This is a genomic window from Rhodospirillaceae bacterium (genome assembly GCA_016722635.1).
Taxonomy (GTDB): domain Bacteria; phylum Pseudomonadota; class Alphaproteobacteria; order JAEUKQ01; family JAEUKQ01; genus JAEUKQ01.
Window position 1 is genome coordinate 275,724 of sequence record JADKIX010000011.1, and the last position, 25,608, is coordinate 301,331.

A 25,608-nucleotide genomic window follows, 5' to 3' on the forward strand; every position below is an offset into this window, starting at 1 on the left:
TGGCTAAATTATGGCAAACGCTTTCGGATGATAATCATCGACCCATCTGACGCCGGGAAAGACACTTGGACAATATCTTGATCCATCCCATACCAAACATGCCGGGTCATTTCGCCTGAAATAAGATAATGTTTTGTTGGCAAAGAGTGGCCCCCAATCATAATATTCTCTGTCCCTTGATATTCTATGTTGACCTGCCTTAATTTCCCTTTGACCGTATCGAGCAAGACTGTTTGCTTAATGGTATCGGGCTGCCACAGGCTGGTAGGAAACAACCCAAGGGTGGTCGTGATGGTGTGATCATCAAAGACGATTTCGGCGGTTTTGTTATTTTGCCTCAATGAAAATTGCCGCCTTTTACCGTTATCATTACTGGCACTGATGAGGGAGATCAGTTGCTTCCCCTCCCATATTTCTTCCGAATGATGTTCGGATCTGTATAAAGTGAAGATCATTCCATTAATTTTGATGTTCCAATCAACAGTCACCCGTAATTGTTTTCCTTGGGGATTGAAGGCCAAAACATAGGAACCAATTATTTTGCCGTTACGCCAAACATCATAATTTATCTGCTGTTGTGCCAGGTTTTGTTGCGCCTGCGTGGGTACAATATAACCAAAAAGGCTGATCAAAACAGCAGCCCATAAAAACCATTTTTTGCCCAAAAAATTAACCCGGTTTTTCCAAGAACCGCGGGGACGTAAAAAGAAACTTGTTATTCCCATCATTCTAAAGTCCTTTGTCTTCCTTAAATTTTCTTGCCATTATTTCTAAAGCCAGATGCGCTATCGTATGAGTTGAATGCAAGGTGTTGTTGATAAAATGGGCCAGCAATTTTAAATCATCAAATGGCGTTAACTGCAAAAAATTGAACGCATCAAGCCTCATGAGGAGTTGATAAATCGAGTCCTTATCTGTGCTTATATGATCAATATGCGACATAGTGCCGCGTCAACATAGCCCTCCAGGCCTGGTAAATATTATGACTACTCCAAGTAACGGGATTGTAAGTGAAATTGGGGTAATCAGCTACAAAAAAATTTGCCTTTGAATGGTGTAACTTCTTGTTTATGTATCGGTGCAGAAATCTAGAAAATTTTTATCTTGCCGATTGTAAATTTTTTGGGCTTATTGCTTAGATGGCTTATTGCCAAGGTAAGGGAATGAAGAGCATGTATTCTTTTGAAATTAATAAAATTGCCGCGGCAGTTTTATTGGGCGCATTGACCTTGATGGTATCTATGCAGGTAGGTAAAATGGTTATCCACGAGCCTGCCTCCTTGGAAGCCGCTGTCCAAACAGATCTGGTCCCTACCAACGCTGGCGACAATACGGATACGGGTGCAACCGTTATAGATCCAGTCAGTGCATTGCTTGCAACCGCAGATATTGCTGCGGGGGAGGCCATTTCTAAGCGCTGCACCAGTTGCCATAGTTTTACCAAAGCTGGCCCCCATAAGATTGGTCCGAATTTGTGGAATATTGTTGGCAACAAAACCGGGCATATAGAGGGGTTCAGTTATAGCCAAGGTATGCTGGCATTAAATAAAAATTGGGGCTATGAAGAATTAAACCAATTTTTGTACTCCCCGAAAGGGTATGTTACAGGTACTAAAATGACTTTTGCTGGCCTCAAAAAACTGCAGGAGCGTGCCAATCTGATTGCTTGGTTGCGTTTGCAAAGCGATGCTCCCTTAGCTTTACCAACCACCCCATAAATTTACCATGTGATTTTGCCTTCCCTTATTCCTGGCACCAATTTTCAAAAAATACATATAACGCCCAAGTTACAATTGGCTTATGAATATATTGCCGGTAAAAATCCAGGCATCATTTACCTGGGCGGTTTCCATTCCCGTATGACCGGTAGCAAAGCCTCGTCACTCAGAGATTTTTGCGCTGAGCGGGGGCAACAGTTTTTACGGTTTGATTATCGTGGGCATGGGTTATCGGAGGGGGAGGCTGCCGAATTTTCAATCGCAGAATGGCTGGATGATTGCCTGTTTTTATTAGACCGTTTGACAAAGGGGCCACAAATTTTGGTAGGTTCCAGCATGGGGGGTTGGTTAATGGCTTTGATGGGTTTATCTAGGCCTCAGCGTATTATCGCCCATATTGGTTTAGCAGCAGCACCGGATTTCACGGAAAAGCTTATCTTGCCTTCCCTATCTGCACCCCAAAAACAAGCTTTGCAACAGCAGGGTACTACCGCCATCCATTCGCCCTACAGTCCCACCCCATACCCTATTAGCACCTATTTTCTAGAACAGTCCCGGCGTTTTCTGATTTTAGGGAATGGCAAACTTTCCTCCTTACCGCACCCTCTATGGTTGTTCCATGGTTTGCTGGATCAGGAAGTGTCTTGGCAGTTGTCTTTTGATATTCTACAGCAAACTACCAACCCCCATAGCCACTTAACAATTATCAAAGATGGCGATCACCGCTTATCACAGCCCCATCATGTTTCTTTATGGTTAGAGGCGGTTGCCATCTTGATCCATAAATTCTCCAGCCCCTCCCGGTAAGAGGGGTATAAAAGTTCTACTTTCAATTCCTCCTTTATCAGCCGGTTAGAAACCTTTTTATTTTCCTGATAAAAACTTCGGGTCATTTCAGAGATAGCAGGGTCATCTAGGGAGGTTGGCAACAAATCTTCTGTCCCTAGCAGCTGGCACGCATACCGGATCACTGCCGCGGGAGATGAAGGAAAATCATCGGCCAAGTTATAAACCGCCCCTGACCTTGGCTGTCGCATGGAAGCCCATAAAACCTGGATAATATCATCAATATGAAGCCGGTTGAATATCTGCCCGGGCTGATCAATCAGCTTGACCTTCCCCCCAAGAATGTTTGCCAAAGCGTTCCGGCCAGGGCCGTAAATGCTGGATAAACGAAATACATGGATGGGCAGTTGAGATTGTCGATGCAGGAACCACCATTCTTTCTCAGCTGACCATCTTTTATGACCCCGGTCCGTGCTGGGGTTCGGCGGGGTATTTTCATCCACCCATTTTCCTTGTTGATCCCCATAAACACTCGTTGCTGACAAATAACCGATCCAAGCTAGGTGCCCCATTTCCCTAAAAGCATCCTGATAATCCCTTAAAAACGGATCGTGGCCATGGCGGTCAGGCGGGATGGAAAATAAGACATGGGTATAGCCCTGAAGAAGGCTGGATAAATTTTTGATTGGATGTGAGGGGCTTAAGAGGTAAGCCGAACAACCGTTTTCTAAAAGTTTTTTCTGTTTTTCAGGATCACGGACAGTGCCCCCCACTGCCCAGCCTTGGTGTTGCAGTTTTTTCATAAGGAACCCAGCCGTATAGCCAAGGCCGAAACAAAAACAGGCCGATGGTTTAATGATTGGTACCATTTCTATAAGGCATTATTTTTCAAATAACGCTGGGACATATAAAGCTGTAGATATTCAGGCGCCACTAACTCTAAGGCAGCTGGCTGCATGCCTAAATCCTTGAATGATAGGGCCTGCGCCTGGACCACATTGTCATATTTCAGCAACCTAACTTGATCGCGGGTCAAGGGCGGATTGGGTAAAAATTCTGCTGGCCAAGCCACTATTTTCGCAAGCATACTGGGAATCCTCAACAACCAACGTTGCCGATGCGTCACCTGCAATACATAGCGGAGCAGTTGATGAAATTCGTATATATTTGGCCCCCCCAATTCATAGGTTTTTCCTTGAGTACCTTTATCAGCCAAACATTGGATGATTGCTTGGGCAACATCCTGGACAAAAACAGGCTGGAATTTCGTATGCCCCTGGATAAGAGGTAAAAATAAACTTCGTTGGGCAATCCGGGCAAAGCGGTTTAAAAACTGATCTTCAGGGCCAAAAATAACACTGGGGCGAATAATGGTTGTTTCTGGAAAAATTTGCCTTACCTGTATTTCACCCGCAGCTTTTGTCCGGGCATAGAGTGAGGCTGATTGCGCTGATGCACCCAAGGCCGATACATGGATGAAGCGTTGAACGCCGTATTCCTTTGCAGCATTGGCTATATTTTCCGCTGCTTGTACATGGATATTGTTAAATCTTTGGCTTCCCCTTTGATACAAGATACCAACCAAATTAACAACAATATCCGACCCTTTTATAACATTGCCAACCGATTGTGGATCATGGATATTTGTGGCAATCAGCTTGATCTGGCCTAATTGTCCTAAGGGTTTTAAAAATAACGCCCGTTCCGGATACCGCACGGCAACCCTGATCATCAACCCCTGTTTCGCGAGTAACGGGATCAAATAACGTCCGATAAACCCACTTCCACCAAAAACTGTGATCATTTTCATCATAAAGACCGCTTTTCTTCGTTTTTATAAGAATAAACTAACATATTACCCTCCCGAATTTACTCGTATGTATGCCTGAAAGTAAAGGAGGATAAGTAAAAATGTATAGTTTGGGTCTTCTTTTAGTTTTGTCCCCTAACCGCCCGGTTCTGGTCATATCTCGGGATGGCGTGGATAGATAGAAGCGGTAAATCGGTTGACAATTCGTAAGTTTTTACCCATAACAGCCTGGAAGGCTTATCATTCAACCTTTGTTTATGCCCAGATGGCGGAATTGGTAGACGCGCAGGTTTCAGGTACCTGTAACCGCAAGGTTGTGTAAGTTCGAGTCTTATTCTGGGCACCATGTAACTACCGATTGCCGATAACCGCTACATAAAAGCCGCCAACAAGGAATCTTACAGCAAGAATGCAACAAAATGTTTTAACGCCGCAAATATTCCTACATCAGAGTGATTTGCCAGAAGGCGTCAATTTTACCCATTCTGTTGCGGTTGATACAGAAACCATGGGGTTAAAGCCCCAGCGCGACCGTTTATGTCTGATCCAATTATCGGGGGGCGACGGTGTTTGCCATTTAGTACAATTTTCGCCCGGTCAAAAACCGTATCATGCCCCTCGCTTAAAAAAAATGCTGGAAAATCCGGCTATACAAAAAATATTTCATTTTGGCCGCTTTGATTTGCACGTACTCAAGTTTTACCTAGGTGTTGATTGCACCCCTGTTTATTGCACCAAAATTGCATCCAAGCTCGTGCGTACCTTCACCGATCGGCATGGATTGAAAGATTTATGCAAAGATTTACTGGAAATTGAAATATCTAAACAACAACAATCTTCTGACTGGGGAGCTGCCACTTTGACAGCGGATCAACAAAAATATGCGGCCTCTGATGTTTTATATTTGCATCTGCTCAAGGAAAAATTAGATATCCTTTTAAAGCGTGAGGGGCGTTTAGATATCGCCAAAAATTGTTTCCATTTCTTAAATACCCGCATCCATCTGGATTTGATGGGGTTAGAAGAAGTGGACATTTTTGCCCATCATTCTTAACGTTATAGCGTTGTTCCGGCCCTTAAGGATTACGTTAGCGATCTTCAACCGCCTGATCTTGTTGAATCTTTGGCCCTTGTTGAGGGTTGTATAAAAGAGCCAGATAGACTATACTTAATGTAGGGTTTACAAAAGGTGGAGATGGCAGGCACTTTATGTTGATGTGGCGTTTATTAAAATATGGCATCCCGGTACTCGGGATTATGGCGGGGGCTGCCATTTTCTGGTTATCCCAGGAACGGCTGCAAACATCGCATGTGCGTTTGTCAGAAAGCCGCGTTAGTGAACAAGAAAACGGCCTTTTGTCGATGCAGGATGTTGTTTTCCGTGGAACCGACCAACATCACCGCGCCTTTACTTTACGCGGCGATGTCATGGGGTCAGCTGAGGGTAACGTCTCAAACAATCTTTTCCAATTGCAACAGCTAAGCGGCGATATTTTGCTAGAGGATGATCAGGGATTGTCTTTTTCATCCGACCAAGGTTTCTTCCGTCGCAGTGAAAAAATGTTGAGTTTGACCAATAATGTCCGGATACATTTAGGCAAGGAGCTCCAATTTATGTCTTCAGCCTTACAAATCGATTTATCAAATCATCAGATTACCACGCAATCACCAGTCACCGGGGCGGGAGAATTTGGGAATTTATTGGCCGACGGTCTATGGATGGACCGCGAGCAAAATGTCATTTTTTTGAATGGGAAAACCATCATTCACATTAACAATTAACGATGATAAGGGTTTTCTAGCTTGATCAGACAGTATTATATTTTTGGGTGCCTACTTCTTGCCCTTTTTCCATATCATTCAGCACAGGCAGATCTTTTTGATTTTACCTTAAAAAACCAACCACTTTCGATTGAGGCGGATAGCGGCGTTGAAATTCGCCAACAAGAAAAAATTTATGTTGCTCGTGGCAATGTCAAAATTATGCGAGGCACCCTTCAGTTACAGGCAGATACCGTCACCGCTTATTACCGGGATAAAAAACAAGGGAAGGGGTTTGAAATCTGGAAAATCCATGCCCAGGGGAACGTAGAACTTACTTCCGAAGCAGACCAGATTAATTCTTCGGAAGCGACGATTGATTTTGATCGATCTTCCTTCATCCTCCAAAGCCAGGATAGCCAGGTCATTTCAGTGAGGCTGGGCGATTATATTTTAACGGCCCTGGGGAAAATTGAATATGTTGATGAAGTCCACCAAATAACGGCGTTGGGAAAACCAACTTTGTCTAATAAACCAATGAATCTATCACTTGCAGGCGATGAAATAAAAATTTTCCTGCTGCCGTTTAAAAGCCAATCCTCAGATAAGTTATCACGGATCCAAAAGCTGACAGCTGACCATCAGGTCCGCCTGCAGCAAAAAGATACCATTGCCTTAGCTGACCGGCTTGTTTATACCGTCCAGGAAAAGACTATTTTGATGTCGGGCCATGCCCAAATCACTCAAGGTAATAACCAAATGCAGGGCGAAAACATGTTGATCAATTTGGCCAGCGAATCGATATCGATCACCGCCACCCCGGGCTCATCACAAAAGGTTAATACCCTTTTATTGCTTGATCCCATAAATAAATGAAAGAAACGGATTTGCCGGTTGAACCAAGCCTCTTACCAAACACCACTTTGGCAAAAAATTCGCTCAGTTGCGTGAATTTGTGCAAGCAATTCCGTCAACGCTCGGTTGTTCACGGCGTATCGATTGCCATCGATTCAGGCGAAATAGTTGGATTGTTAGGCCCCAACGGGGCAGGCAAGACGACTAGTTTCTATATGCTCAGCGGTTTAATCAAACCAGATTCTGGTAGTGTCTTGCTTAATGGCAAAGAAATCACCCTGTTACCAATGTACCGGCGAGCCCAATTGGGGTTAGGATATTTGCCGCAAGAATCTTCTATTTTTCGCGGATTAACGGTTGAACAAAATATTTTAGTGCCTTTAGAGATTATTTATTCCAATCGGCAACAGCGGAAACAGCGGTTGGATCAGCTTTTAGCAGAACTTGCCATTGAACATTTGCGTAAAACACCGGCCGTTGCTTTATCGGGGGGAGAGCGGCGGCGTACCGAGATTGCTCGAGCGCTTGCGGGCAATCCCAAATTTCTTTTATTGGATGAACCCTTTGCAGGTATTGATCCCATCGCTATTACCGAAATTCGTTCCCTGATTCTTTTGCTGCGTCAGCAAGGGATAGGAATCTTAATCACCGACCATAACGTCCGAGAAACCTTGAAAATCGTTAATCGTGCATATATTATCCACAGCGGTCAAGTGCTTCGTCAAGGATCGCCTGCAGAAATCATCCAGGATCCGTTGGTCAGAGAAGTGTATTTGGGGAATGCTTTTAATAATACGTAACCAAGCTATGCGCCTCACTTCCTCTGTTTGAACCTATTCTATACGCTTATGATATTTAAAATGACTGTTGCTTAGGGCCAGGGACGAATTCCTGTTGACTGGCGAATAATTTACTTTACCATGAGGGGCATTAAGCACCTATATAAGCCGGTTAACGGCGTGTATGACTTTATTATCAACCCCTAAATTGTGTTTTGATCAAAATGACTGTTGTTGTTAAGGGCAAACATCTGGAAATAACCGACGCTTTACGCCAGCATGTGAATGAACGTTTAAAACATGTATATGAGAAATTTTTTGGTGAGGCAATTGACACCACAGTCACTCTGTCCCAAGAAGGACACAAATTTCGTGCCCACCTTTCCTCACATGTCAGCAAATCCATTCTGGTCCAGGCAGAAGCGGATGCAGAAACCGCTTATATCAGCGTTGATTTGGCGGCTGAAAATTTGGCAAAACAGTTGCGACGTTATAAGCAGCGGCTACAAAACCATCGCCGTCGCACCGTAACCGACGAAAATGCCTGGTATTCTGTTTTATCACCTGCTACAGAAACAGATAAACAGGCCAGTACAGCTGACATACAACCTGCTATTGTCGCAGAGATGGAGGCAAAAATTGATACGCTATCCGTCAGTGAGGCCGTCATGCGGTTGGATTTGACCAACCTTGCCGCCCTTATGTTTCGCAACCACAGCCATGGCCAGCTCAATATGGTTTACCGGCGGGTCGATGGAAATATCGGCTGGGTCGATCCAGACGGAAATAAAAAGGCTGTCAGCCCAACCTCTCCTTCCCGTCCCTCTAAACGAGGATAGGCCAGCTGTTCCCGCCCAGGTATAACATGCTTGCAGTGGCTCTCGGCCTTTTTTAACAAGTCAGCAAAAATTCCCTATGAAGGGTTTTGTTGTGCAGGGCGTTTGTGCCGTCAAAGGACACTAAAAATTTCCCCATTTTGCGCTTATTGCAATAAGACAGCGTGCAGATTGCCTTGTTCCAACCCTATCATCGCAACTTCCATCGTTGGGACAACCCCTAGCCTGCTGCCATCGGCGGCATGCACAGAAAATACCGTTTCGTTATCAACAATGATTGGGCGGATATAAGCTAAACCGTTTAACCCCAGTTTTTCTAAATCATTTTTGCTGATTTTGCGAAGTCTGTCAGAAGAGGATTGCATAGTACACCTTCATGATTGATTGATTAGTCACCGATCTTATGGATGGGCACATTTTGTTTCCTTAAATCAGGCTGCCGACGTTTTAATTCAATTTCTAGCAACCCCTTTTCTAAATAAGCACCGACAATTTCAAGGCCGGTTGCCAAAATAAAGTTGCGCTGGAATTGTCGCGCCGCAATGCCCCGATGTAAGTATATTTTATCCTTATCTTCTTGTTTGCCTTTGATCGTTAATTGATTGTCTTGCAAATTTATTTCTAAATCGTTAACGGCAAACCCAGCTACCGCTAAAATAATTTTTAATGAATTTTCGGTTTGTTCAATATTATAGGGCGGGTAACCGCTTTCCCCAGCCTGTTTGGTCAGCCGGATCATCATCTCTTCAACTTGATCAAATCCCAAAAGAAAAGGATTTTGAAAAAACGATATTTTTGTCATATCTTCCTGCTCCTTCCAAAAGCGAGCTTTGATCAGTTAAGGATATATCCCTTTTAAGACAACCCGCACTGGCATTGCCATCAACTCCCCATCAGGAGATAATAACCCTGATTAAAAAAATCAACCCGTCACGCAATCATTGATAATTATCCAACACTTTTCCGTTGGTCGCCAACACTTTAACAGCCGACCAAAAGATAATCTGGTACTGCCCCCCCGGGGATATATATTCCGGTACAGCGGCCAGGAAAGGGTCGCCGTCATAATACATCAAAATCAATCCTTGCGGGTTACCTACAGCCCAGCCCAATGCTTCTTGCATAGATAACAAGGCAGGAATCGGTTGTTGCAATCGCCCTAAAAAATCAAATTGCCGATTATGGGTTCCCATTATGGCGATTTCTTGTCCTTGTTGTTGGCGGTTGGCGATAGCATGGGCTGTTTCCTGGGTATCAAAAAATTTATTTAGAGAAAAATAGAATTCCAAATTGATTGCAGCCACCCAAATAAGGGTCAGAAGCGCCAACTGCGTCACTTGGGAGAACGATCTCCGAGGGGATATTTGGGCAACTAAATACCCACCCCCCAATAAGATTACCCACGCTCTCCAGCTAGTTCCCTCCAGCCAGATTGGCAGTCCGGCAGTTCCCGTCATTTCATACCACACCACATCCAGATGGGCCAAAGGAACCATACTAAATAATAAAGCAAAAATTCCAAATATCAACGGCACCAATGCCGGAATAATTGCGTGGAAATCGCGAATCCGGTCTTTCAGCAAACAACAAGCCCTGGCAACCATCATCGCCATAAAAGGCAATAACGGCAGGAAGGCGCTAAGTTCGTGCTTCGGCAAAAAGTAAATTGCCAGCACCCAACCTCCTACACCAGTCAGACAATAAGTAACTTGCCGCTCACGCCATAAATTCGGCTCAGTTCTCATCACCCTCCATAATCTTGGCCACCATAACCAGGGGAAAAGCAATAAGGGCAATAAAAACAAATCCCGCTTTAATAAGGCCCATAATTCTTGATAGTCATAATATCCACCCCAAGGGCGCTGATTACCCATGAATAATAAGATGACCCAAATTCCGATGGTGACTGTTAAAAAATAAGAACCAGCTATCTCCTTTGCATAATTTCTCCAATTCAGGAGGCTTTTATCTTTTTTTATCTGCCAAGCCCCTAAAATAGGCAGAGAAACCCCGATCAATCCATACCATCCTGAAATCAGGAAAAGACCTAAGAGAGCTAGCAAGACCTGAAACTTTGGTAATATGCCTTTTTGGTCTAAGAAATCAAATGCAGCCCGGGTCGCCCAAAGATTAAGGAAAATAGTCACAAAATCTTGGGTGATAACCCCCACATATACCATATAGCCGCCGCTACCCATCCAGACAATGCAACAGATAGCACGTAATTTTGCTTCTTGTGGCCATAAATGCCGACAGATGGCCATCAACGGGAATAAGGTGCCAACCGCAAAAATGGGTACGATCAGGCGTGTTACCCAGTCCGAAACTCCTGTGATCAACCAAACTGCATAGATCATCTGGCCAAAAAAAGATAATGAACCATGCTGTATATGGGCCTGGTTTTGCCATGCCCACCAAACTTCTGATAAAAAATTTTGTTCCGTTGCAAGGATAATAGGGCGAAAAAATAACCCGGTTAAAATTGACCCGCCCCCTAAGATGGCAATAATTAGAAACATTTTTTTATGGAGGGGAGAAACTAAATTCATCAAAAACATGACTCTATATCAAAAGGCTTTTTTATCCAATTTTTTTAGTTTGCCATAATTAAAAAAAAAGGACATACAAAAATATGTCCTTTTAAGAGGTGCTTAATGAAACCTATTCGCCTTTTGCGGCATCCCTACCCGCTTTTGCGAAAGTGCTTAAATATGATTGATGGCTATCGGTATAAACAAGGCTATCAGGCATCTTGCTACACATAAACAGCGGGCGCCTTGCCAGACGTGCATAGGCCTTTAAGAAGTTGTTTGTTTTATGACCTCATTTATTATATGAAAGAGTCGATCGTCATTTTTTAGGGGGGTGCTCAAGGTGTTAAAATATTTCCGTGGTTCCAAACAATCAGCCGTTCCTATTTTACCTTTATCGCCGCTTCATGTTGATTCCTGGTTATCAGGTCAAAATGAATTCACCCAAAATTGGGTCAGGCTGCAGAATTTCACGGGGCAAAGCGGCAGACATGTATTGCTGCCCGCCCCTAACGGTAAAATCGGCTTGGTTTTATTAGGGATCGACGGGATCGACGATATATGGGCTTACAGCTCCTTACCTTTATCTTTACCGGAAGGTCATTATCAATTAACGCTAGGCCCCACTTCCATTTCCTCCTATCATGCGTGCTTAGGATGGGCATTGGGCAGCTATCAATATGACCGGTATAAAAAATCGGAAAAGCAACCCGTTACTTTGGAATGGCCAGATCATGTTGACCAAAAAGAAATCGAATATGTAGCTGAGGCGATTTTCCTAGTGCGCAACTTGATCACAACGCCCGCGGAAGATATGGGGCCCGCAGAGCTTGCAAAGACGGCAGAAATGATCGCCCAGAAATATCAGGCAAGCTACCAATGCTTGACGGGTGAGGATTTGTTAAAACAAAATTATCCGTCCATCCACATGGTTGGGCGGGCCAGCAGCCGCCCTCCCCGCCTGATTGATATGCGTTGGGGGAAAAGCGGCATGAAAATTACCTTGGTAGGTAAAGGGGTATGCTTTGATTCGGGTGGTCTTGATATCAAAAGTGCTAGCAATATGTTGCTAATGAAAAAGGATATGGGCGGTGCCGCCCATGTTTTGGGGTTGGCTTCCCTGATTATGGCCGCAGGGTTGCCCGTTCGCTTGCGTGTCTTGGTCCCCGCGGTTGATAACAGCATTTCGGGCAATGCCTACCGCCCGCTTGATGTTATCCGCAGCCGCAGCGGCATAACGGTTGAAGTGGGTGATACCGATGCTGAAGGCCGCCTGATCCTCAGTGATGCTTTAACCGAGGCCTGTAGCGAAAAGCCCGATTTACTCATTGATTTTGCAACCCTTACCGGGGCTGCCCGCGTAGCTTTAGGACCTGATTTGCCAGCCTTCTTTTGCAATAAAGATGATTTAGCCCAAGATTTGATTAATTGTTCCCAGCAACAAAAAGATCCGCTTTGGCGTTTGCCTTTATATAGCCCCTACCGGAAATGGCTGGAAAGCAAGGTGGCCAATTTGCATAGTACAGGGGAATCAAGTTATGGCGGGGCCATTGTGGCCGCTTTATTTTTACAAGAATTTGTAACAGCTGAGACCCCCTGGATCCATCTGGATTTGATGGCATGGAATCAGCGTCAACTGCCCGGTAAACCGGTTGGCGGGGAAGCCATGGCCTTGCGCGCCGTCTATGCGTTAATCAAAGAAAAGGCGGCAGCCAAAAACCTTCCCAAAAGCTAAGTGGGCCGTTCATCTGCTTCAAAGGCAAAAGCGGCCGCCAGTAATTTTTTGGTATAAGGGTCTTGCGGATTTGCAAAAATCTCTTTGGCTTTGCCCTGCTCAATAACTTTGCCGTTTTGCATGATGATTAATTCGTCAGCCAAGGATTGGATGACCCGCAAATCATGGCTGATAAAGATATAAGTCAAATGATGCCGAATTTGTAATTCCGCCAATAAATCAATAATTTGCGCTTGGGTTGTCATATCCAAAGCCGATGTCGGTTCATCCAAAATCAGCAGTTGCGGATTAAGAACAAGGGCGCGGGCAATGGCAATCCGTTGCCGCTGGCCGCCTGAAAATTCATGGGGATACCGGTTGCGGTAATCCTTGGATAACCCCACTTGCGCCAGTGCTTCTTCTATCCGGTGGTTTTTCTGATCTGCGGATAATTGGGGTTGATGGATATCCAATCCTTCCGCAATAATTTCGTTCACCGTTAAGCGGGGGGAGAGCGATCCGTAAGGATCTTGGAAGATCACCTGCAAATCCTTGCGCATCGGCCGCAGCTGCCGCTCCGGCAATTGATCAAGCCTTACCCCTTGGTAAATAACCCGCCCTTGCATCGGGGTTAGCTGCAACAGCGCCATGGCCAAAGTGGTTTTACCCGATCCGCTTTCCCCAACAATCCCCAGCGTTTGCCCTTTATTAAGGATGAAGGAAACATCATCCACCGCTTTGACATATTGGGTTGCTTTACGAAAGAATCCACGCCGAATCGGGAACCAAACGCGTATATTTTCCCCTTGCAACAGCACCGCTTGGGATTTTTGTTCATCGATCATTCTAGGTTTCGGGTAGGATTTTATCAATTCTTGGGTATAAGGATGGGTTGGCGATGATAAGATTTGTTGCACCCCCCCTTGCTCGACAATCTGTCCGTTTTTCATCACGCTAACCCGGTCAGCCATTTTCTGGACAATCCCCAGATCATGGCTGATAAATAGCATCGCCATTTTTAATTGTTGCTGCAGGTCTTTGAGCAATTTCAGCACTTGTGCCTGGATCGTAACATCTAAGGCCGTGGTCGGTTCATCGGCAATCAATAAGGCCGGATTGTTGGCCAAGGCCATCGCGATCATTACACGCTGGCGTTGCCCACCTGATAATTCATGGGGGAACGACTGGGCTTTCTGCTTAGCCGCTTTTATACCCACCATCTCCAGCAGTTCCACGCATCTTTTAGCCGCCTGCGCCCAACTGAAAGATTGATGGATCAACATCATTTCAACAATTTGTTTTTCAATGCGGTGTAAGGGGTTAAGTGAGGTCATAGGTTCTTGAAAAATAATCGTTATTTCCTTGCCCCGGATTTTCTGCATGATACGGGATGAAGCACCCACCAATTCCTGGCCTTTAAATTGGATGCTGCCGGTTGGATGATGGGCATGGGGGTAAGGCAACAATTGCAAAATGGAAAGGGCGCTTACGGATTTACCGGATCCTGATTCACCAACCAACGCCATCACCTCCCCCGGTTGCAAAGTTAAGTGGAAATTCTGTACTGCCTTGATTTCACTGCTACCGTGACCGAAAGATACCGATAAATCCTTAACCCTTAATAAGGGAGATTGTTCCATTTTATTGTCCCCTTGGGTCAAAAGCATGGCGAACGGCCTCGCCTATGAACATGACCAATATCATCATGAAGCTGATCGTTACAAATCCGCTGATCCCCAGCCACGGGGCTTGTAAGTTGGCTTTACCCTGGGCCAGCAGCTCCCCTAAGGAGGCGGAGCCAACCGGCAGCCCCAACCCTAGAAAATCAAGGGCGGTTAGCATGATCATGGAGGAGGCCAAGGTGAAAGGCAGGAACGTTAACATGGCAACCGACGCATTGGGAAGAATGTGCCGCCAAATAATCCGGACATGACTGGCCCCCATGGAACGGGCCGCCCGCACATATTCTAATTTCCGCGAACGCAGGAATTCCGCGCGCACCAAAGCAACCGGCCAAGTCCAGCTAAACAGCAACATCACCGTCAACAAGGTCCAAAACCCGGGTTGGATAATGCTGGCAACCGTAATCAGAATGAACAAGGTAGGCAGCCCTCCCCAAATCTCTAACAAACGCTGGAAGATCAAATCTGTCTTACCGCCAAAATAACCCTGAATGGCCCCAGCCGCCATCCCCACCATGGTGCTGACCAGCGTTAAAATCAACCCAAACAAGACGGATACGCGAAATCCGTAAATCAAGCGGGCAACCACATCGCGTGCCTGATCATCGGTGCCCAGCAAATGGTTAAGGCTGGGAGCTGACGGTGCCGGTTCGTTCAAATCTTTAATGATGGTATCATACCGATAACGAACTAAGGGCCATAATATCCAACCCTTTTTATCGATCAATGCGGATACATAGGGATCTTGATAATCCGCTTCGCTCGTAAATTCGCCCCCAAAAGTGGTTTCCGGGTATGACTGGAAAACCGGCCAATATAATTGGCCTTCATAAAAAACCAGCAAGGGCCGATTATTGGCAATGAATTCTGCAAATAACGATAAGGTCAACAGGGTCAAAAAAATCCATAATGACCACCATCCGCGCCGATGCTGCCGGAATTTCTGCAGGCGCCGTTTGGTGATTGGTCGAAGCTGAAAAAATTGTCCCTTACGCATCAACGCACCGCCGTAAAATCGATCCTGGGATCCACCAAGACATAACAGATATCACTGATGATTTGGATCAGTAACCCAAGCAGGGTAAAAAAATACAAGGTGGCGAATAAAATCGGGTAATCACGACCGATTGCCGCCTCATATCCGAGTAATCCCAGCCCATCCAGGGAGAAAATCACCTCAATCAGCAAGGAACCGGTGAATAATAACCCAAGGATGCTGGCCGGTAAGCCCGCAATCACCAATAACATAGCATTGCGGAAAACATGGCCGTATAAAATCTTTTTCTCCGGCAACCCTTTTGCCCGCGCAGTTAATACATATTGTTGGCGAATTTGCTCTAAAAACGAATTTTTTGTCAGCATGGTCAAACTGGCAAAACCGCCAATAACCAAGGCGCTGGTGGGCAAAACCAAATGCCAGAAATAATCTCCGACCAGCTGCCACCATCCCATTTCCCGCCAATGATCGGAAATCAAGCCCCCTAACGGAAACCAGTTTAAAAAACTGCCCCCCGCAAACAGGACAATCAGCAACACGGCGAACAAAAAGCCTGGGATTGCATGACCAGTGACAATCACGGTGGTGGTCCACACATCAAAAGTTGAGCCGTCCCGAACGGCTTTGCGGATGCCCAGGGGAATGCTGACCATGTAAATGATCAGCATGCTCCAAAGCCCCAGCGAAATTGATACGGGCAAGCGTTCAAAAATCAATTGGGTGACCGGTTGGCCTTTAAAAAAACTGGTGCCAAAATCAAAGGTTAGATATTTGCCCATCATCCAAAAAAACCGCTCAACCAACGGTTTATCAAAGCCCAGTTCTTGCCGCAATTGTTTAAGCAAGCCCGGATCAATCCCGCGGGATGTGGAGGAACGGTTAGGATTATCGGGCAAGGCGATTTCGCTATCACCCCCCACCAACCGTTCCGGCAACACGCCCTGATGGCCACGTTGCTGGGCGATAAATTGGTCAATGGGGCCACCAGGGGCAAGCTGGACAATTAAAAAATTGATCAGCATGATCCCGAAAAGGGTAGGGATAATCAGCAACAACCTTTTGATCAAATAAGCAGTCATCGGCTTTACTTGCGGCCGTTGCGGTTTAATAATTCCGCTTTTTTGGGATCCACCCACCAATTGTCAAAACCAATCCCATATTTAGGGGCGACAGCCGGATGGCCGAAAATGTTCCAGTAAGCGATATTATAAGCTTTGCTATGCCATTCTGGGATAACGAAATAATTCGCCAGCAATACCCTATCCAATGCCCGGGTCCGGGTGATTAAACTTTGGCGGTCAGGCGCATTGATCACCAATTCGATCAATTGGTCAATCGCTTTGTTTTTGATGCCAATGGTATTTTCACTGCCAGGAACATCCGCACTGCCCGATCCCCAGAAATTGCGCTGCTCATTACCGGGTGATACCGATTGGCGTAAAACTTTATTAATTATATCAAAATCGACGTCTTCGACTCTTTTTTGGTACTGACTGGGGTCAATAGTGCGAACAGTGACGGTAATCCCCAGTTTTTTCAAATTTTCCACAAACGAGGCCACCAATCCTTTCTAGCTTGGATCCTTAAGCAATATCTCAAAAGCCATTTGCTGGCCGGTTTTTTGGTTGACCATTTTCCCGTTTTGGATATCAAAGCCAGCTTGCTTCAGCAAATCAATGGCTTGCCGGGTTTGGTTGCGGATATTGCCGCTGCCGTCACTGACCGGCAGGGTAAATTCTTTGGTGAACACGCTACCCGGAATTTGCCCACGCAATGGCTCTAAAATCTTCAGTTCTTCAGCCGATGGCAAGCCGGATGATGCCAATTCCGAATTATTGAAATAACTACGCGCGCGTTGATATTGGCCCCAAAACAGGGTTTTGTTCATCCATTCAAAATCAAACAGATACGTTAAGGCTTGCCGCACCCGGATGTCTTGGAAAACCGGGCGTCGGATATTGTAAATCAAGCCCTGTACCCCCACGGGAATTTCATGAGGGATGCGTTCTTTCACAATCCGCCCGTCTTTGACCACCGCAATATCATATCCGGTCGCCCATTGCCGGGCGATGTTTTCCTGACGCCAATCATATTCCCCAGCCTTAAAAGCTTCAAACAATACTGTGCTGTCGCGGTAATAACGATAGGTGATACGATCAAAATTGTTGGTGCCTTTACGAACAGGTAAATTTTGCCCCCAATAATCTTTGACGCGTTCAACCGTCACCGACCGGCCCGGATCGAAAGAGACAATTTTGTAAGGGCCGCTGCCCAAAGGGATATCCAAAGACGGTTTGGTAAAATCGCGGTTTTGCCAATAATGTTTCGGCAAAACCGGCAATTCGCTGATGATTGAGGCCAACTCCGGATTATCACCATTTTTGAAAACAAAACGCACTTTTCGCTCTGAAACCACCTCGGCTCGCACCACATCGGCATAATAGGTGCGATACAAATTATTGCCTTTTTCCCGCAAAATGTTGAATGAAAACACCACATCCTCCGCGGTGATGGGTTTGCCATCATGCCAGCGGGCTTCAGGGCGCAAATTGAAAACAGCCCATGTACGGCTTTCAGGCAGTTCAATGCTTTCCGCAATCAACCCATAATCCGTACCTGGCTCATCAGAGCTTCGGGACATTAAAGTTTCGTAAATCAGGGCGCTGACGGCCGAAGGCGTTCCCTTCACGATATAAGGATTAAAACTGTCAAAAGTTCCTTGCAAACCCAGCGCTACATTTCCGCCTTTCGGTGCATTGGGGTTCACATAATCGTAATTTTTGAAATCAGGCCCGTATTTAGGTTGCCCTTGTATGGTGACCGCATGGGAAGTGGTGGTTTTTTCGCTTTCCTGCCCATGGGACTGAAAAGATATCAAATGAAGCACCCAAACCATGGCCCCGCCAACCAATTTCCACTTCATTTTTTTCTTATCTCCTTATCATTAAAATATGGTTCAGGTGACTCCGTCTATTTTTTGTACTCTACACCATAAACCACCAACCAAACAAGGGTGGAAAATAGGGAAATGGATCGCAACGGATCATCAAGGTTGCCAGGAGGACGATTTGTCTTTATAAAAAATACGTATCTGGATCTGTCATTGGTAATGATGGGTTAATTTTTCTCATTTTATTATACATCCCATGATCAATTTTTCACAACTGGCCCTGATATTAGCCCTCGTTTCCGCCGTGCTACATGCAGCTAATAATGCCTTGCTGAAAAAAAGCGCGGAGCGTTTATTGCTGCGCGCTTGGATAGGATTGGGATCAGCCTGTATGGTGGTGCCTTTCATTTTTTTTGTGCCCTTTCCCCCTGGTCACATCTGGATTTGGCTGGGATTATCGGGCACCATCCATTTTGTCTATCAAATGCTTTTAATCAATTCCTATAGGTTAGCCGATTTAAGCGTAGTATACCCCGTAGCCCGGGGTATCTCCCCGGTTTTAATTACCATCGGGGCTTTTTTCTTTTTACAAGAAGAAATTACTTGGCAGACAGGCGGGGGGATCAGCTTCATTACCGCTGGCATCTTGCTGCTAGCGGTTGAAAGCACTTTAAAAACCACCGTCAACAGCGCTTCCTTGCGAATGGGGGTATTTTTAGCTTTCTTAACCGGAATTGCGATCACTTCCTATACCTTGGTTGATGCCCACGGCATCCGCCTGAGCGATAATTTGTGGAGCTATGTGTTATGGTATTTCCTGGTCAGTGAAAATACCTTAATGCTTGCATATTTATTCTATCGTTACCCAAAGAATTTGTTCCAAAAACTATGGCCTCATAAGAAAATCGGTGCGGTGGCTGCGATTTTATCTTTAGGCAGTTACGGGTTGGCCATGCTGGCTTTCCGTTTTGGGTATGCCTCCCAAGTCACTGCCATGCGGGAAACCAGCATTATTTTTGGTACCTTCTTAGGGATTTTTGTATTAAAAGAACGCTGTACAATTCCCCGGATACTAGCTTCAATCCTGGTCGTCAGTGGTTGTATCATCACCCGCCTGTAGGCTTTAAATGGGGGATAAACGGCCGCCTTGCTTGTAAAAGCAACGGAAACAACCTACCTATGTTAAATAACGCATCTGGAGAAAAAGCATGGCAAAAATTGAAGTGTACACAACCAATGTCTGTCCTTATTGTGACCGCGCCAAACAGCTGTTGCGCAAGCACAATTTAAGCTTTGAAGAGATCAATGTCTCAAGCAATATCTTAAAACGGGAAGAAATGCTGAAACGCAGCAATGGCCGGCAAACCGTTCCCCAGATTTTTATTAATGGCAAACATGTTGGGGGTTGCGATGATTTATACGCCCTGGATAAGGCTGGCCGCTTATTGTCGATGATTACAGGATAAAACCCGTGGATAAATTGTTAAAAGTTGCTTGTATTCAACTTTGTAGCGGTGACGATGTTCAGGCTAACATCGATAAAGTTGCCCTGGCAATCCGCCAGGCTGGCCAACAAGGGGCGCAGCTGATCGCAACCCCAGAAAACACCTGTTTAATGGAACATAATCCACAAGCACGGTTGAAAAAAGCATTTGCCGAAGACGCGCATCCCGGCATCCCAGTTTTCCAGCAATTAAGTCAAGAGTTTCATTGTTGGCTGCTAATCGGCTCCCTCACTATTAAAGGCCCCGATAATTTATGCTATAACCGCAGTTATTTATTTGGGCCCCAAGGGAATATTGTAGCAAAATATGATAAAATCCATCTGTTCGATGCCAATTTGCCTGACGGCAAAAATTTTCGGGAATCGCAGGCGTTCCACGCTGGTAACCAACCAGTGGTTACCCCGACCGATTGGGGTGGCTTGGGGCTTAGTATTTGCTATGATCTGCGTTTTCCTCATTTATACCGATATCTAGCCCAACATGGGGCGCAAATTATTGCAGTTCCCTCGGCTTTCATTAAGATTACTGGCGAAGCCCACTGGCATGTGCTGCTACGCGCTCGGGCAATTGAAACCGGTTGTTTTATGATAGCGCCCGGCCAAACCGGGCTTCATTCCGGCGGACGGCAAACCTACGGGCATTCCCTGATCATCGACCCATGGGGCAGGATTTTGGCGGAAGCCGGCGATCACCCCTGAAATTATTTATGCCGAGCTTGATTTAAAGCAGGTTGCCCAAGTTCATCAGCAAATTCCCGCTTGGAATTCCAAACCACCTTTCTGATCCTAAGGTTTTTTTACGATCCTACCTTCGTTCTTTATTGTTTTGACATCCAATTCCCATGCAATCCATGCGGCACACGCCTGGGCAAAGCAATGCTAGCAACCGGCTCCTTTGTTATATCCTGTGCATCTAAAATCATAAAATCACTGTTGTTTTTTTTCTTATTATAGACAAACAATAGGAGATAGCCGTCATCTTCCCCAGTCGGATTAGGCTTTGCTGCAAAACTCGCCTCGCCAATTTCATGATCCTCGCCAAAATCACGGATGGTGGTGATATGGTCTTTGATGTCATATTTGATTAAAGCGTTAAATTCCCTCTTACCCCTTAGTCTCGTGGGGGCATAAATAAAGCGGTAATCACGGCCATTGTAAGCATTATTGAATGTTGGGAACTCAACCCCATGATCCGTCAATTGCTTTTCTTCCACGGTTTTTTTTGCAAGATCGATGGTCATCCGGTATAATTGGGGGGGTGATTTTGGTTCATCGCTGGTGATGGCAAAACCCAAACGGTTATGCCGGACATAATCTACAAAAATCAGGTTGTTTTGTTCAAAAGCATTGACAAAGTGAAATACAAAAAAAGCGGGTGTCTTTAACCAGATGGCTGGTTGGCTAGAACCGCCACGCGCCATAATGCCAATCCGCGTCCCCTTTTCTTCACGCCAGTCTAACATATTGCCGCCATTAACAGCGGCTTGAAAATCTAAAACCGCTGGGCAATCAAAAAAGACCAAGTAATTTTTGGTCAGGGCAAAATCATGAATCATCGTACTATAGGGTTTGTCAACCGCCTTCGTTTCCACGAGCAATCCTTTTTTATCAATCCGATGATAGGTGAGAAAAGGTTGAGTTATATTATAGGTGATCAGACATAATTCCCCGGTATTTGAATCAAAACGGCCGTGCGGGCCTACTGCTAAGGGTTTAAAGCTATCAGGCTTCCATTCCCCGATTGTGTCCAAATTTTCATCCATTTCATAGGCTGCACCCCCTTCCCACATGGCCAGGTAACGGCCCGCATGACGCATAATGTTGATGAAGGCCCCATTCTTAAAAGGATTATCGTTCGGCCCGATGAATTTGGGATTAGGTTGGGCCATACGCGCGATGCCCCCATAGATAGCTTGGCCATGCTGTTGTTCAAGCAACAAACCTTTGGTTTTCACATACCGGTTCCTATAACTTGCCTGTTGGTTTTGTACATAAATGGCGTGGATCATACCATCGCCATCAAATGGATAGGTATAAGAAATCGGCTCGAACGCCGGATTAGGCCCATTTCGCATGTAAACACCCTCAAGACCCTCAGGAATTTTTCCGGTAATCGTTAAATTCTTGAAATCGCTTTCCTCACGGATGGGCGCATAATTGCCTTGAAGATAGGGATTATTTTTGTTTTGTGATTGGCGTTGTTTTTTCTCAATAAGGGATAGGGACATAATTATTCTCCTGCAAATAGTAACTAATCTTATTCTGAGGTCTTCAGTGTTTTTTGCTGTTTTCTGCTGTACCAATTGGGAAGTTTTATGGTTATCCAGATACCTAACAAAGTAGTACCATAGCCAAGGATCTGGGGTAATATTTTACCTGATAGATCATCGCCAAACGGGACAAATTGCCAAGCAGCGGAGGCCAGAAAAATGCTGCCCCATATGGCGGTAATCATTTGGTTTACTTTCATAAATCCCGGCTTATTCCATAGGTGCTGGGCCACTTGTTGGCGGGCATATTGCAGGGTGAATGGCCTACCAATCAACAAAGAAATCCAGGCAATGGTTGCTAGAATAATGCTAGATAAAAAGGGGGTATGATGGATAACCCAGCTATTTTGCAATATCACATCAAATATAAAAATGAAAATAAGAAAAAAAGCTGTACCCCAACTTAAAATAAAGCCTTTTTTTAAACTTTTCCATTCCAAGGCAAAAAATACGGCACTTGCCACTAAAATGCTTATCAGCATTTCCGCCGCGGTTTTACCAAATAAGGCGTTTAATAAAATCCAGGGTAAAAAACCAAATAGAAGTTGGAATGCCATTTTATCCCTCCTTATTGACTTTTAGATTGTTCAATTTTTTTAAGTAATTTCAAAGCATCTTGACACCAGCCTAATTGGGCTTGAACAATTTGCTTGCCAAACTCGACCGTCATTTGCCAATAAAGCTGATAGGGTGATTTTTCATCCCCCAAACCTTGATCAATCTTTTTGTATGTTTCCAAGCGTTTTTTTAATTGCCGTTGGTGTTCTAAAATATGTTTCTGAGTTATCTCTAAGGGCACCATCCGATCCAAAAAATAACTTCAATAGCAATTCGTTGCGCGGGATGGTGGGTACCACCTCTTGCACTAACCAATCTTTTAGTTCTTCCAATCCTTTGCTGCTGATCTGATAAACCTTTCGGGTTCTACTGCCTTGAGATTCAATAGCAAGGCTGGTAATGCATTTTTCTTTTAATAATTCGGCAAGGATCGGGTAAATCTGCCCGTCACTTTCCTGCCAAAAATATTGCGTGCTCATATGCAGGGCTTTTTTAATATCATACCCAGACATCGGTTGATGGCTCAGCATACCAAGCAAGGCATAACGCGTTTTGTTTATTCTTTTCATATCATGAATATATATCTTTTAGATATATCTTGTAAAGATATAAAATAAAAAAATCAATTTTTTAGATTACAACCCAGGAACACATGTTATTTTTCTGGCCACATGTCGTTTGTCAGAAATTCTTTATTGAAAAACAAAAGGGTGGCCGAAGCCACCCTTTCTTATCGAGGTTAAGACGAGATATGATAATTACCTTGCCCGTCCCTGCTTCCAGGTTTCCAATAATTTTTCATATTGTACGGTTTCGCCTTTTGGTTTTTCATTGGCCAATTTAGGCTTCGGCGCCCCTGGTTGGTCATACCAGTATTTGGCGTCGCGTTCCGGGTTCAGTTTGGGGGCGCATTCTTTCATGCCCGCCCTTTCCAACCGCGACAACACTTGATCCATTTCCCGCGCTAAATTATCCATGGCTTGTTGCGGGGTTTTTTCACCACTGACCGCCGCCGCCACATTTGGCCACCATAATTGGGCCAATTTTGGGTAATCTGGCACATTCGTACCCGTGGGCGTCCAAGCGACACGCGCGGGGCTGCGGTAAAATTCGACCAATCCACCCAATTTAGGGGCCATATCGGTCATTGCCTGGCTTTGGATATCACTTTCGCGGATGGGGGTTAACCCGACCAAGGTTTTTTTCAAGGAAACCGTTTTGGAAACGCAGAATTGGGCATATAACCAAGCCGCCTTGCGCCGTGCTAAGGGGGTTGATTTCAACATGGTCCATGAGCCGCAATCCTGATATCCCAGCTTCATCCCCTCTTCCCAGTAAGGGCCGTGGGGAGATGGCGCCATCCGCCATTTGGGCGTGCCATCTGCATTGACCACTGGCAACCCTGGTTTGGTTAAGGCCGCGGTAAAGGCTGTATACCAAAATATCTGCTGGGCAATATTACCTTGTCCAGGTACTGGTCCTGCTTCCGAGAAAGTCATGCCAGCCGCTTCCGGTGGCGCATATTTTTTCAGCCAATCAATATATTTGGTTAACGCATACACAGCCGCTGGCCCATTCACATCACCGCCCCGGGTGACCGAGGAACCAGCCGGGCTACATCCCTCAACCCGGATACCCCATTCATCAACCGGCTTGCCATTAGGAAAACCTTTATCCCCTGCTCCTGCCATTGACAGCCAGGCATCGGTAAAACGCCATCCCAAAGATGGATCTTTTTTACCGTAATCCATATGGCCGTAAACTTTTACCCCATCAATCGTCCGCACATCATTGGTAAAGAAATTGGCAATATCCTCATAGGCTGACCAATTCTGGGGCACCCCTAATTCATAACCGTATTTTGTGGCAAATTTATCTTTTAGGTCGGGACGGCTGAACCAATCATGCCGGAACCAATACAGATTGGCAAATTGTTGGTCAGGTAATTGATATAATTTACCGTCAGGGGCGGTCGTAAAGCTTTTCCCTATAAAATCATCCAAATTCAGGGTGGGGATGGTAACATCCTTGCCCTCCCCATTAATGAAATCCGATAACGGCACCGCCTGTCCATAGCGATAATGGGTGCCGATCAAATCACTGTCATTGATATACATATCATACACATTGCGGCCTGATTGCATCTGCGTTTGCAGTTTTTCAATCACGTCGCCTTCTTGGATTAAATCATGGTTAACCTTAAGGCCGGTAATCTCGGTAAACGCTTTGGCTAAGGTTTTGGATTCGTACACATGGGTGTCAATCGTTTCGGAAACCACATTGATTTCCATCCCCGCAAATTGTTTGGCTGCATTAATAAAAAAATTCATTTCTTGCATTTGCTGGTCTTTGGTAATGGTGCTTGGCTGAAATTCGGCATTAATCCATTTTTCTGCCGCCTTAACATCGGCAACACTGCTTCGCGGCCATAACCCTAACGCGCCCACTGCTGCTAAACCCGAAGTGGCTAATAACACCTTGCGCCGGGATAGCTGCGTTGATATGAGATGATTATTTGGCATCAATATATATCTCCCTGTTTTCATTTTTATGATGGATTGATTTATTTTTTACCGCCTGGTAACTGTTTATATCTTTGATATATTCAGCCCCAGCGCAGCATAACAGCAACGATCATAGCGCACAAAATTGTAAACCACCAGAGGGGAATTTCTACAACCCAGGATAATACAGAAATCGTAACAATCCCTGAGAAAAAAACTATCCACATCAGATGCAGATAAGCACTGACCAATAATCCCATAAATAAGCGTTCACCACGGGTCGTGGTAAAGCCTAAAAAACCACGCCTAGCAATCGTGGGGCTAATGATTTCTGCCACCAGCATGAAGAGTAAGAGGGCAGCAATGGCCATAAAAAAAACAGCGGTGGGCACCGTCCAAACCATCCAGTCCAA

At 45.2% G+C, this 25,608-nt stretch carries 28 protein-coding genes and 1 tRNA gene; 12 read left to right on the forward strand and 17 right to left on the reverse strand.

Annotated features, from left to right (window positions below):
• Window positions 1-8: 8 nt before the first annotated feature.
• Window positions 9-728, reverse strand: coding sequence for a hypothetical protein (locus IPP67_08695; GenBank protein ID MBL0339218.1), 720 nt, complete (start codon window positions 726-728; stop codon window positions 9-11).
• Between the two features lie 444 nt (window positions 729-1,172).
• Between IPP67_08695 and IPP67_08700 the strand changes: the two genes are divergently transcribed.
• Both IPP67_08700 and IPP67_08705 read left to right on the forward strand, forming a co-directional pair.
• Window positions 1,173-1,718 (forward strand): cytochrome c family protein, encoded by a 546-nt coding sequence (locus IPP67_08700; GenBank protein ID MBL0339219.1) that lies wholly within the window; start codon window positions 1,173-1,175, stop codon window positions 1,716-1,718.
• A 15-nt stretch (window positions 1,719-1,733) separates the two neighbouring features.
• Complete coding sequence (locus IPP67_08705) at window positions 1,734-2,525, forward strand: alpha/beta hydrolase (protein MBL0339220.1); 792 nt, start codon at window positions 1,734-1,736, stop codon at window positions 2,523-2,525.
• On the opposite strand, the gene IPP67_08710 is transcribed toward IPP67_08705, so the two are convergent.
• Both IPP67_08710 and IPP67_08715 read right to left on the reverse strand, forming a co-directional pair.
• Window positions 2,459-3,307, reverse strand: a complete 849-nt coding sequence (locus IPP67_08710; GenBank protein MBL0339221.1) for an SDR family oxidoreductase — start codon at window positions 3,305-3,307, stop codon at window positions 2,459-2,461. The genes IPP67_08705 and IPP67_08710 overlap by 67 nt on opposite strands.
• Window positions 3,308-3,375: 68 nt before the next feature.
• Complete coding sequence (locus IPP67_08715; GenBank protein MBL0339222.1) at window positions 3,376-4,317, reverse strand: complex I NDUFA9 subunit family protein; 942 nt, start codon at window positions 4,315-4,317, stop codon at window positions 3,376-3,378.
• A 256-nt stretch (window positions 4,318-4,573) separates the two neighbouring features.
• Here IPP67_08715 and IPP67_08720 point away from each other — a divergent pair.
• The 6 genes from IPP67_08720 (at window position 4,574) to raiA (ending at window position 8,548) form a co-directional block, all read left to right on the forward strand.
• Window positions 4,574-4,660, forward strand: a tRNA-Leu gene (locus IPP67_08720).
• 63 nt (window positions 4,661-4,723) lie between these two features.
• A complete protein-coding gene (locus tag IPP67_08725; GenBank protein ID MBL0339223.1) occupies window positions 4,724-5,368 on the forward strand; it encodes a ribonuclease D in 645 nt (214 codons plus the stop codon).
• 161 nt (window positions 5,369-5,529) lie between these two features.
• A complete protein-coding gene (gene lptC, locus IPP67_08730; GenBank protein ID MBL0339224.1) occupies window positions 5,530-6,096 on the forward strand; it encodes an LPS export ABC transporter periplasmic protein LptC in 567 nt (188 codons plus the stop codon).
• A gap of 21 nt (window positions 6,097-6,117) precedes the next feature.
• Window positions 6,118-6,951, forward strand: coding sequence for a hypothetical protein (locus IPP67_08735; GenBank protein MBL0339225.1), 834 nt, complete (start codon window positions 6,118-6,120; stop codon window positions 6,949-6,951).
• Window positions 6,948-7,730, forward strand: coding sequence for an LPS export ABC transporter ATP-binding protein (gene lptB / locus IPP67_08740; GenBank protein ID MBL0339226.1), 783 nt, complete (start codon window positions 6,948-6,950; stop codon window positions 7,728-7,730). Before IPP67_08735 ends, lptB begins: the two co-directional genes overlap by 4 nt.
• 203 nt (window positions 7,731-7,933) lie before the next feature.
• Complete coding sequence (gene raiA, locus IPP67_08745; protein MBL0339227.1) at window positions 7,934-8,548, forward strand: ribosome-associated translation inhibitor RaiA; 615 nt, start codon at window positions 7,934-7,936, stop codon at window positions 8,546-8,548.
• Window positions 8,549-8,691: 143 nt separating this feature from the next.
• Here the strand turns inward: raiA and IPP67_08750 are convergent, their stop codons facing one another.
• From IPP67_08750 to IPP67_08760, 3 genes are all read right to left on the reverse strand, one after another.
• Window positions 8,692-8,910: a hypothetical protein gene (locus IPP67_08750; protein ID MBL0339228.1), complete on the reverse strand. Its 219-nt coding sequence runs from the start codon at window positions 8,908-8,910 to the stop codon at window positions 8,692-8,694.
• A gap of 23 nt (window positions 8,911-8,933) precedes the next feature.
• Window positions 8,934-9,347 (reverse strand): Hsp20 family protein, encoded by a 414-nt coding sequence (locus IPP67_08755; protein ID MBL0339229.1) that lies wholly within the window; start codon window positions 9,345-9,347, stop codon window positions 8,934-8,936.
• A gap of 136 nt (window positions 9,348-9,483) precedes the next feature.
• Window positions 9,484-11,097, reverse strand: a complete 1,614-nt coding sequence (locus IPP67_08760) for a hypothetical protein (protein ID MBL0339230.1) — start codon at window positions 11,095-11,097, stop codon at window positions 9,484-9,486.
• Between the two features lie 322 nt (window positions 11,098-11,419).
• Between IPP67_08760 and IPP67_08765 the strand changes: the two genes are divergently transcribed.
• The gene (locus IPP67_08765; GenBank protein ID MBL0339231.1) at window positions 11,420-12,811 is read left to right on the forward strand and encodes a leucyl aminopeptidase family protein; all 1,392 of its coding nucleotides are present in this window, start codon (window positions 11,420-11,422) and stop codon (window positions 12,809-12,811) included.
• Here IPP67_08765 and IPP67_08770 read toward each other — a convergent pair.
• The 5 genes from IPP67_08770 to IPP67_08790 are packed head-to-tail and all read right to left on the reverse strand — an operon-like array spanning window position 12,808 to window position 18,392.
• Complete coding sequence (locus IPP67_08770; GenBank protein MBL0339232.1) at window positions 12,808-14,430, reverse strand: ABC transporter ATP-binding protein; 1,623 nt, start codon at window positions 14,428-14,430, stop codon at window positions 12,808-12,810. The two genes, IPP67_08765 and IPP67_08770, sit on opposite strands and share 4 nt — an antisense overlap.
• A gap of 1 nt (window position 14,431) precedes the next feature.
• Window positions 14,432-15,469 (reverse strand): ABC transporter permease, encoded by a 1,038-nt coding sequence (locus tag IPP67_08775; protein ID MBL0339233.1) that lies wholly within the window; start codon window positions 15,467-15,469, stop codon window positions 14,432-14,434.
• Window positions 15,469-16,548, reverse strand: coding sequence for a microcin C ABC transporter permease YejB (yejB, locus tag IPP67_08780; protein MBL0339234.1), 1,080 nt, complete (start codon window positions 16,546-16,548; stop codon window positions 15,469-15,471). Before yejB ends, IPP67_08775 begins: the two co-directional genes overlap by 1 nt.
• Window positions 16,549-16,553: 5 nt before the next feature.
• Entirely contained in the window at window positions 16,554-17,018 is a 465-nt protein-coding gene (locus IPP67_08785; protein ID MBL0339235.1) for a hypothetical protein, read from the reverse strand.
• A gap of 21 nt (window positions 17,019-17,039) precedes the next feature.
• Window positions 17,040-18,392, reverse strand: a complete 1,353-nt coding sequence (locus tag IPP67_08790) for an ABC transporter substrate-binding protein (GenBank protein ID MBL0339236.1) — start codon at window positions 18,390-18,392, stop codon at window positions 17,040-17,042.
• 223 nt (window positions 18,393-18,615) lie between these two features.
• Between IPP67_08790 and IPP67_08795 the strand changes: the two genes are divergently transcribed.
• The 3 genes from IPP67_08795 to IPP67_08805 all read left to right on the forward strand — a co-directional run bounded on the left by IPP67_08795 (window position 18,616) and on the right by IPP67_08805 (window position 20,562).
• On the forward strand, window positions 18,616-19,479 hold the full coding sequence (locus IPP67_08795) for an EamA family transporter (GenBank protein ID MBL0339237.1): 864 nt from the start codon (window positions 18,616-18,618) through the stop codon (window positions 19,477-19,479).
• Window positions 19,480-19,567: 88 nt separating this feature from the next.
• The gene (grxC, locus tag IPP67_08800; protein MBL0339238.1) at window positions 19,568-19,825 is read left to right on the forward strand and encodes a glutaredoxin 3; all 258 of its coding nucleotides are present in this window, start codon (window positions 19,568-19,570) and stop codon (window positions 19,823-19,825) included.
• Between the two features lie 5 nt (window positions 19,826-19,830).
• A complete protein-coding gene (locus tag IPP67_08805; protein ID MBL0339239.1) occupies window positions 19,831-20,562 on the forward strand; it encodes a carbon-nitrogen hydrolase family protein in 732 nt (243 codons plus the stop codon).
• 119 nt (window positions 20,563-20,681) lie between these two features.
• On the opposite strand, the gene IPP67_08810 is transcribed toward IPP67_08805, so the two are convergent.
• From IPP67_08810 to IPP67_08835, 6 genes are all read right to left on the reverse strand, one after another.
• The gene (locus tag IPP67_08810; GenBank protein ID MBL0339240.1) at window positions 20,682-22,091 is read right to left on the reverse strand and encodes a carotenoid oxygenase family protein; all 1,410 of its coding nucleotides are present in this window, start codon (window positions 22,089-22,091) and stop codon (window positions 20,682-20,684) included.
• A 29-nt stretch (window positions 22,092-22,120) separates the two neighbouring features.
• Complete coding sequence (locus IPP67_08815) at window positions 22,121-22,690, reverse strand: hypothetical protein (GenBank protein ID MBL0339241.1); 570 nt, start codon at window positions 22,688-22,690, stop codon at window positions 22,121-22,123.
• Window positions 22,691-22,701: 11 nt separating this feature from the next.
• A complete protein-coding gene (locus IPP67_08820; protein MBL0339242.1) occupies window positions 22,702-22,932 on the reverse strand; it encodes a hypothetical protein in 231 nt (76 codons plus the stop codon).
• Window positions 22,850-23,260: a PadR family transcriptional regulator gene (locus tag IPP67_08825; protein MBL0339243.1), complete on the reverse strand. Its 411-nt coding sequence runs from the start codon at window positions 23,258-23,260 to the stop codon at window positions 22,850-22,852. Before IPP67_08825 ends, IPP67_08820 begins: the two co-directional genes overlap by 83 nt.
• Before the next feature lie 189 nt (window positions 23,261-23,449).
• On the reverse strand, window positions 23,450-25,213 hold the full coding sequence (locus IPP67_08830; protein MBL0339244.1) for a carbohydrate ABC transporter substrate-binding protein: 1,764 nt from the start codon (window positions 25,211-25,213) through the stop codon (window positions 23,450-23,452).
• 83 nt (window positions 25,214-25,296) lie between these two features.
• On the reverse strand, window positions 25,297-25,608 hold the full coding sequence (locus IPP67_08835) for a hypothetical protein (protein MBL0339245.1): 312 nt from the start codon (window positions 25,606-25,608) through the stop codon (window positions 25,297-25,299).

Bases quoted from the DNA above. Each gene is read 5' to 3' on its own strand.
- IPP67_08710 (MBL0339221.1), bottom strand. From the start codon at position 3,307: ATGAAAAAACTGCAACACCAAGGCTGGGCAGTGGGGGGCACTGTCCGT.
- IPP67_08695 (MBL0339218.1), bottom strand. From the start codon at position 728: ATGATGGGAATAACAAGTTTCTTTTTACGTCCCCGCGGTTCTTGGAAA.
- IPP67_08795 (MBL0339237.1), top strand. From the start codon at position 18,616: ATGATCAATTTTTCACAACTGGCCCTGATATTAGCCCTCGTTTCCGCC.
- lptB (MBL0339226.1), top strand. From the start codon at position 6,948: ATGAAAGAAACGGATTTGCCGGTTGAACCAAGCCTCTTACCAAACACC.
- grxC (MBL0339238.1), top strand. From the start codon at position 19,568: ATGGCAAAAATTGAAGTGTACACAACCAATGTCTGTCCTTATTGTGAC.
- raiA (MBL0339227.1), top strand. From the start codon at position 7,934: ATGACTGTTGTTGTTAAGGGCAAACATCTGGAAATAACCGACGCTTTA.
- IPP67_08775 (MBL0339233.1), bottom strand. From the start codon at position 15,469: ATGCGTAAGGGACAATTTTTTCAGCTTCGACCAATCACCAAACGGCGC.
- IPP67_08700 (MBL0339219.1), top strand. From the start codon at position 1,173: ATGTATTCTTTTGAAATTAATAAAATTGCCGCGGCAGTTTTATTGGGC.
- IPP67_08755 (MBL0339229.1), bottom strand. From the start codon at position 9,347: ATGACAAAAATATCGTTTTTTCAAAATCCTTTTCTTTTGGGATTTGAT.
- IPP67_08715 (MBL0339222.1), bottom strand. From the start codon at position 4,317: ATGATGAAAATGATCACAGTTTTTGGTGGAAGTGGGTTTATCGGACGT.
- IPP67_08825 (MBL0339243.1), bottom strand. From the start codon at position 23,260: ATGAAAAGAATAAACAAAACGCGTTATGCCTTGCTTGGTATGCTGAGC.
- yejB (MBL0339234.1), bottom strand. From the start codon at position 16,548: ATGACTGCTTATTTGATCAAAAGGTTGTTGCTGATTATCCCTACCCTT.
- IPP67_08815 (MBL0339241.1), bottom strand. From the start codon at position 22,690: ATGGCATTCCAACTTCTATTTGGTTTTTTACCCTGGATTTTATTAAAC.
- IPP67_08725 (MBL0339223.1), top strand. From the start codon at position 4,724: ATGCAACAAAATGTTTTAACGCCGCAAATATTCCTACATCAGAGTGAT.
- IPP67_08750 (MBL0339228.1), bottom strand. From the start codon at position 8,910: ATGCAATCCTCTTCTGACAGACTTCGCAAAATCAGCAAAAATGATTTA.
- IPP67_08830 (MBL0339244.1), bottom strand. From the start codon at position 25,213: ATGCCAAATAATCATCTCATATCAACGCAGCTATCCCGGCGCAAGGTG.
- IPP67_08790 (MBL0339236.1), bottom strand. From the start codon at position 18,392: ATGAAGTGGAAATTGGTTGGCGGGGCCATGGTTTGGGTGCTTCATTTG.
- IPP67_08810 (MBL0339240.1), bottom strand. From the start codon at position 22,091: ATGTCCCTATCCCTTATTGAGAAAAAACAACGCCAATCACAAAACAAA.
- IPP67_08770 (MBL0339232.1), bottom strand. From the start codon at position 14,430: ATGGAACAATCTCCCTTATTAAGGGTTAAGGATTTATCGGTATCTTTC.
- lptC (MBL0339224.1), top strand. From the start codon at position 5,530: ATGTGGCGTTTATTAAAATATGGCATCCCGGTACTCGGGATTATGGCG.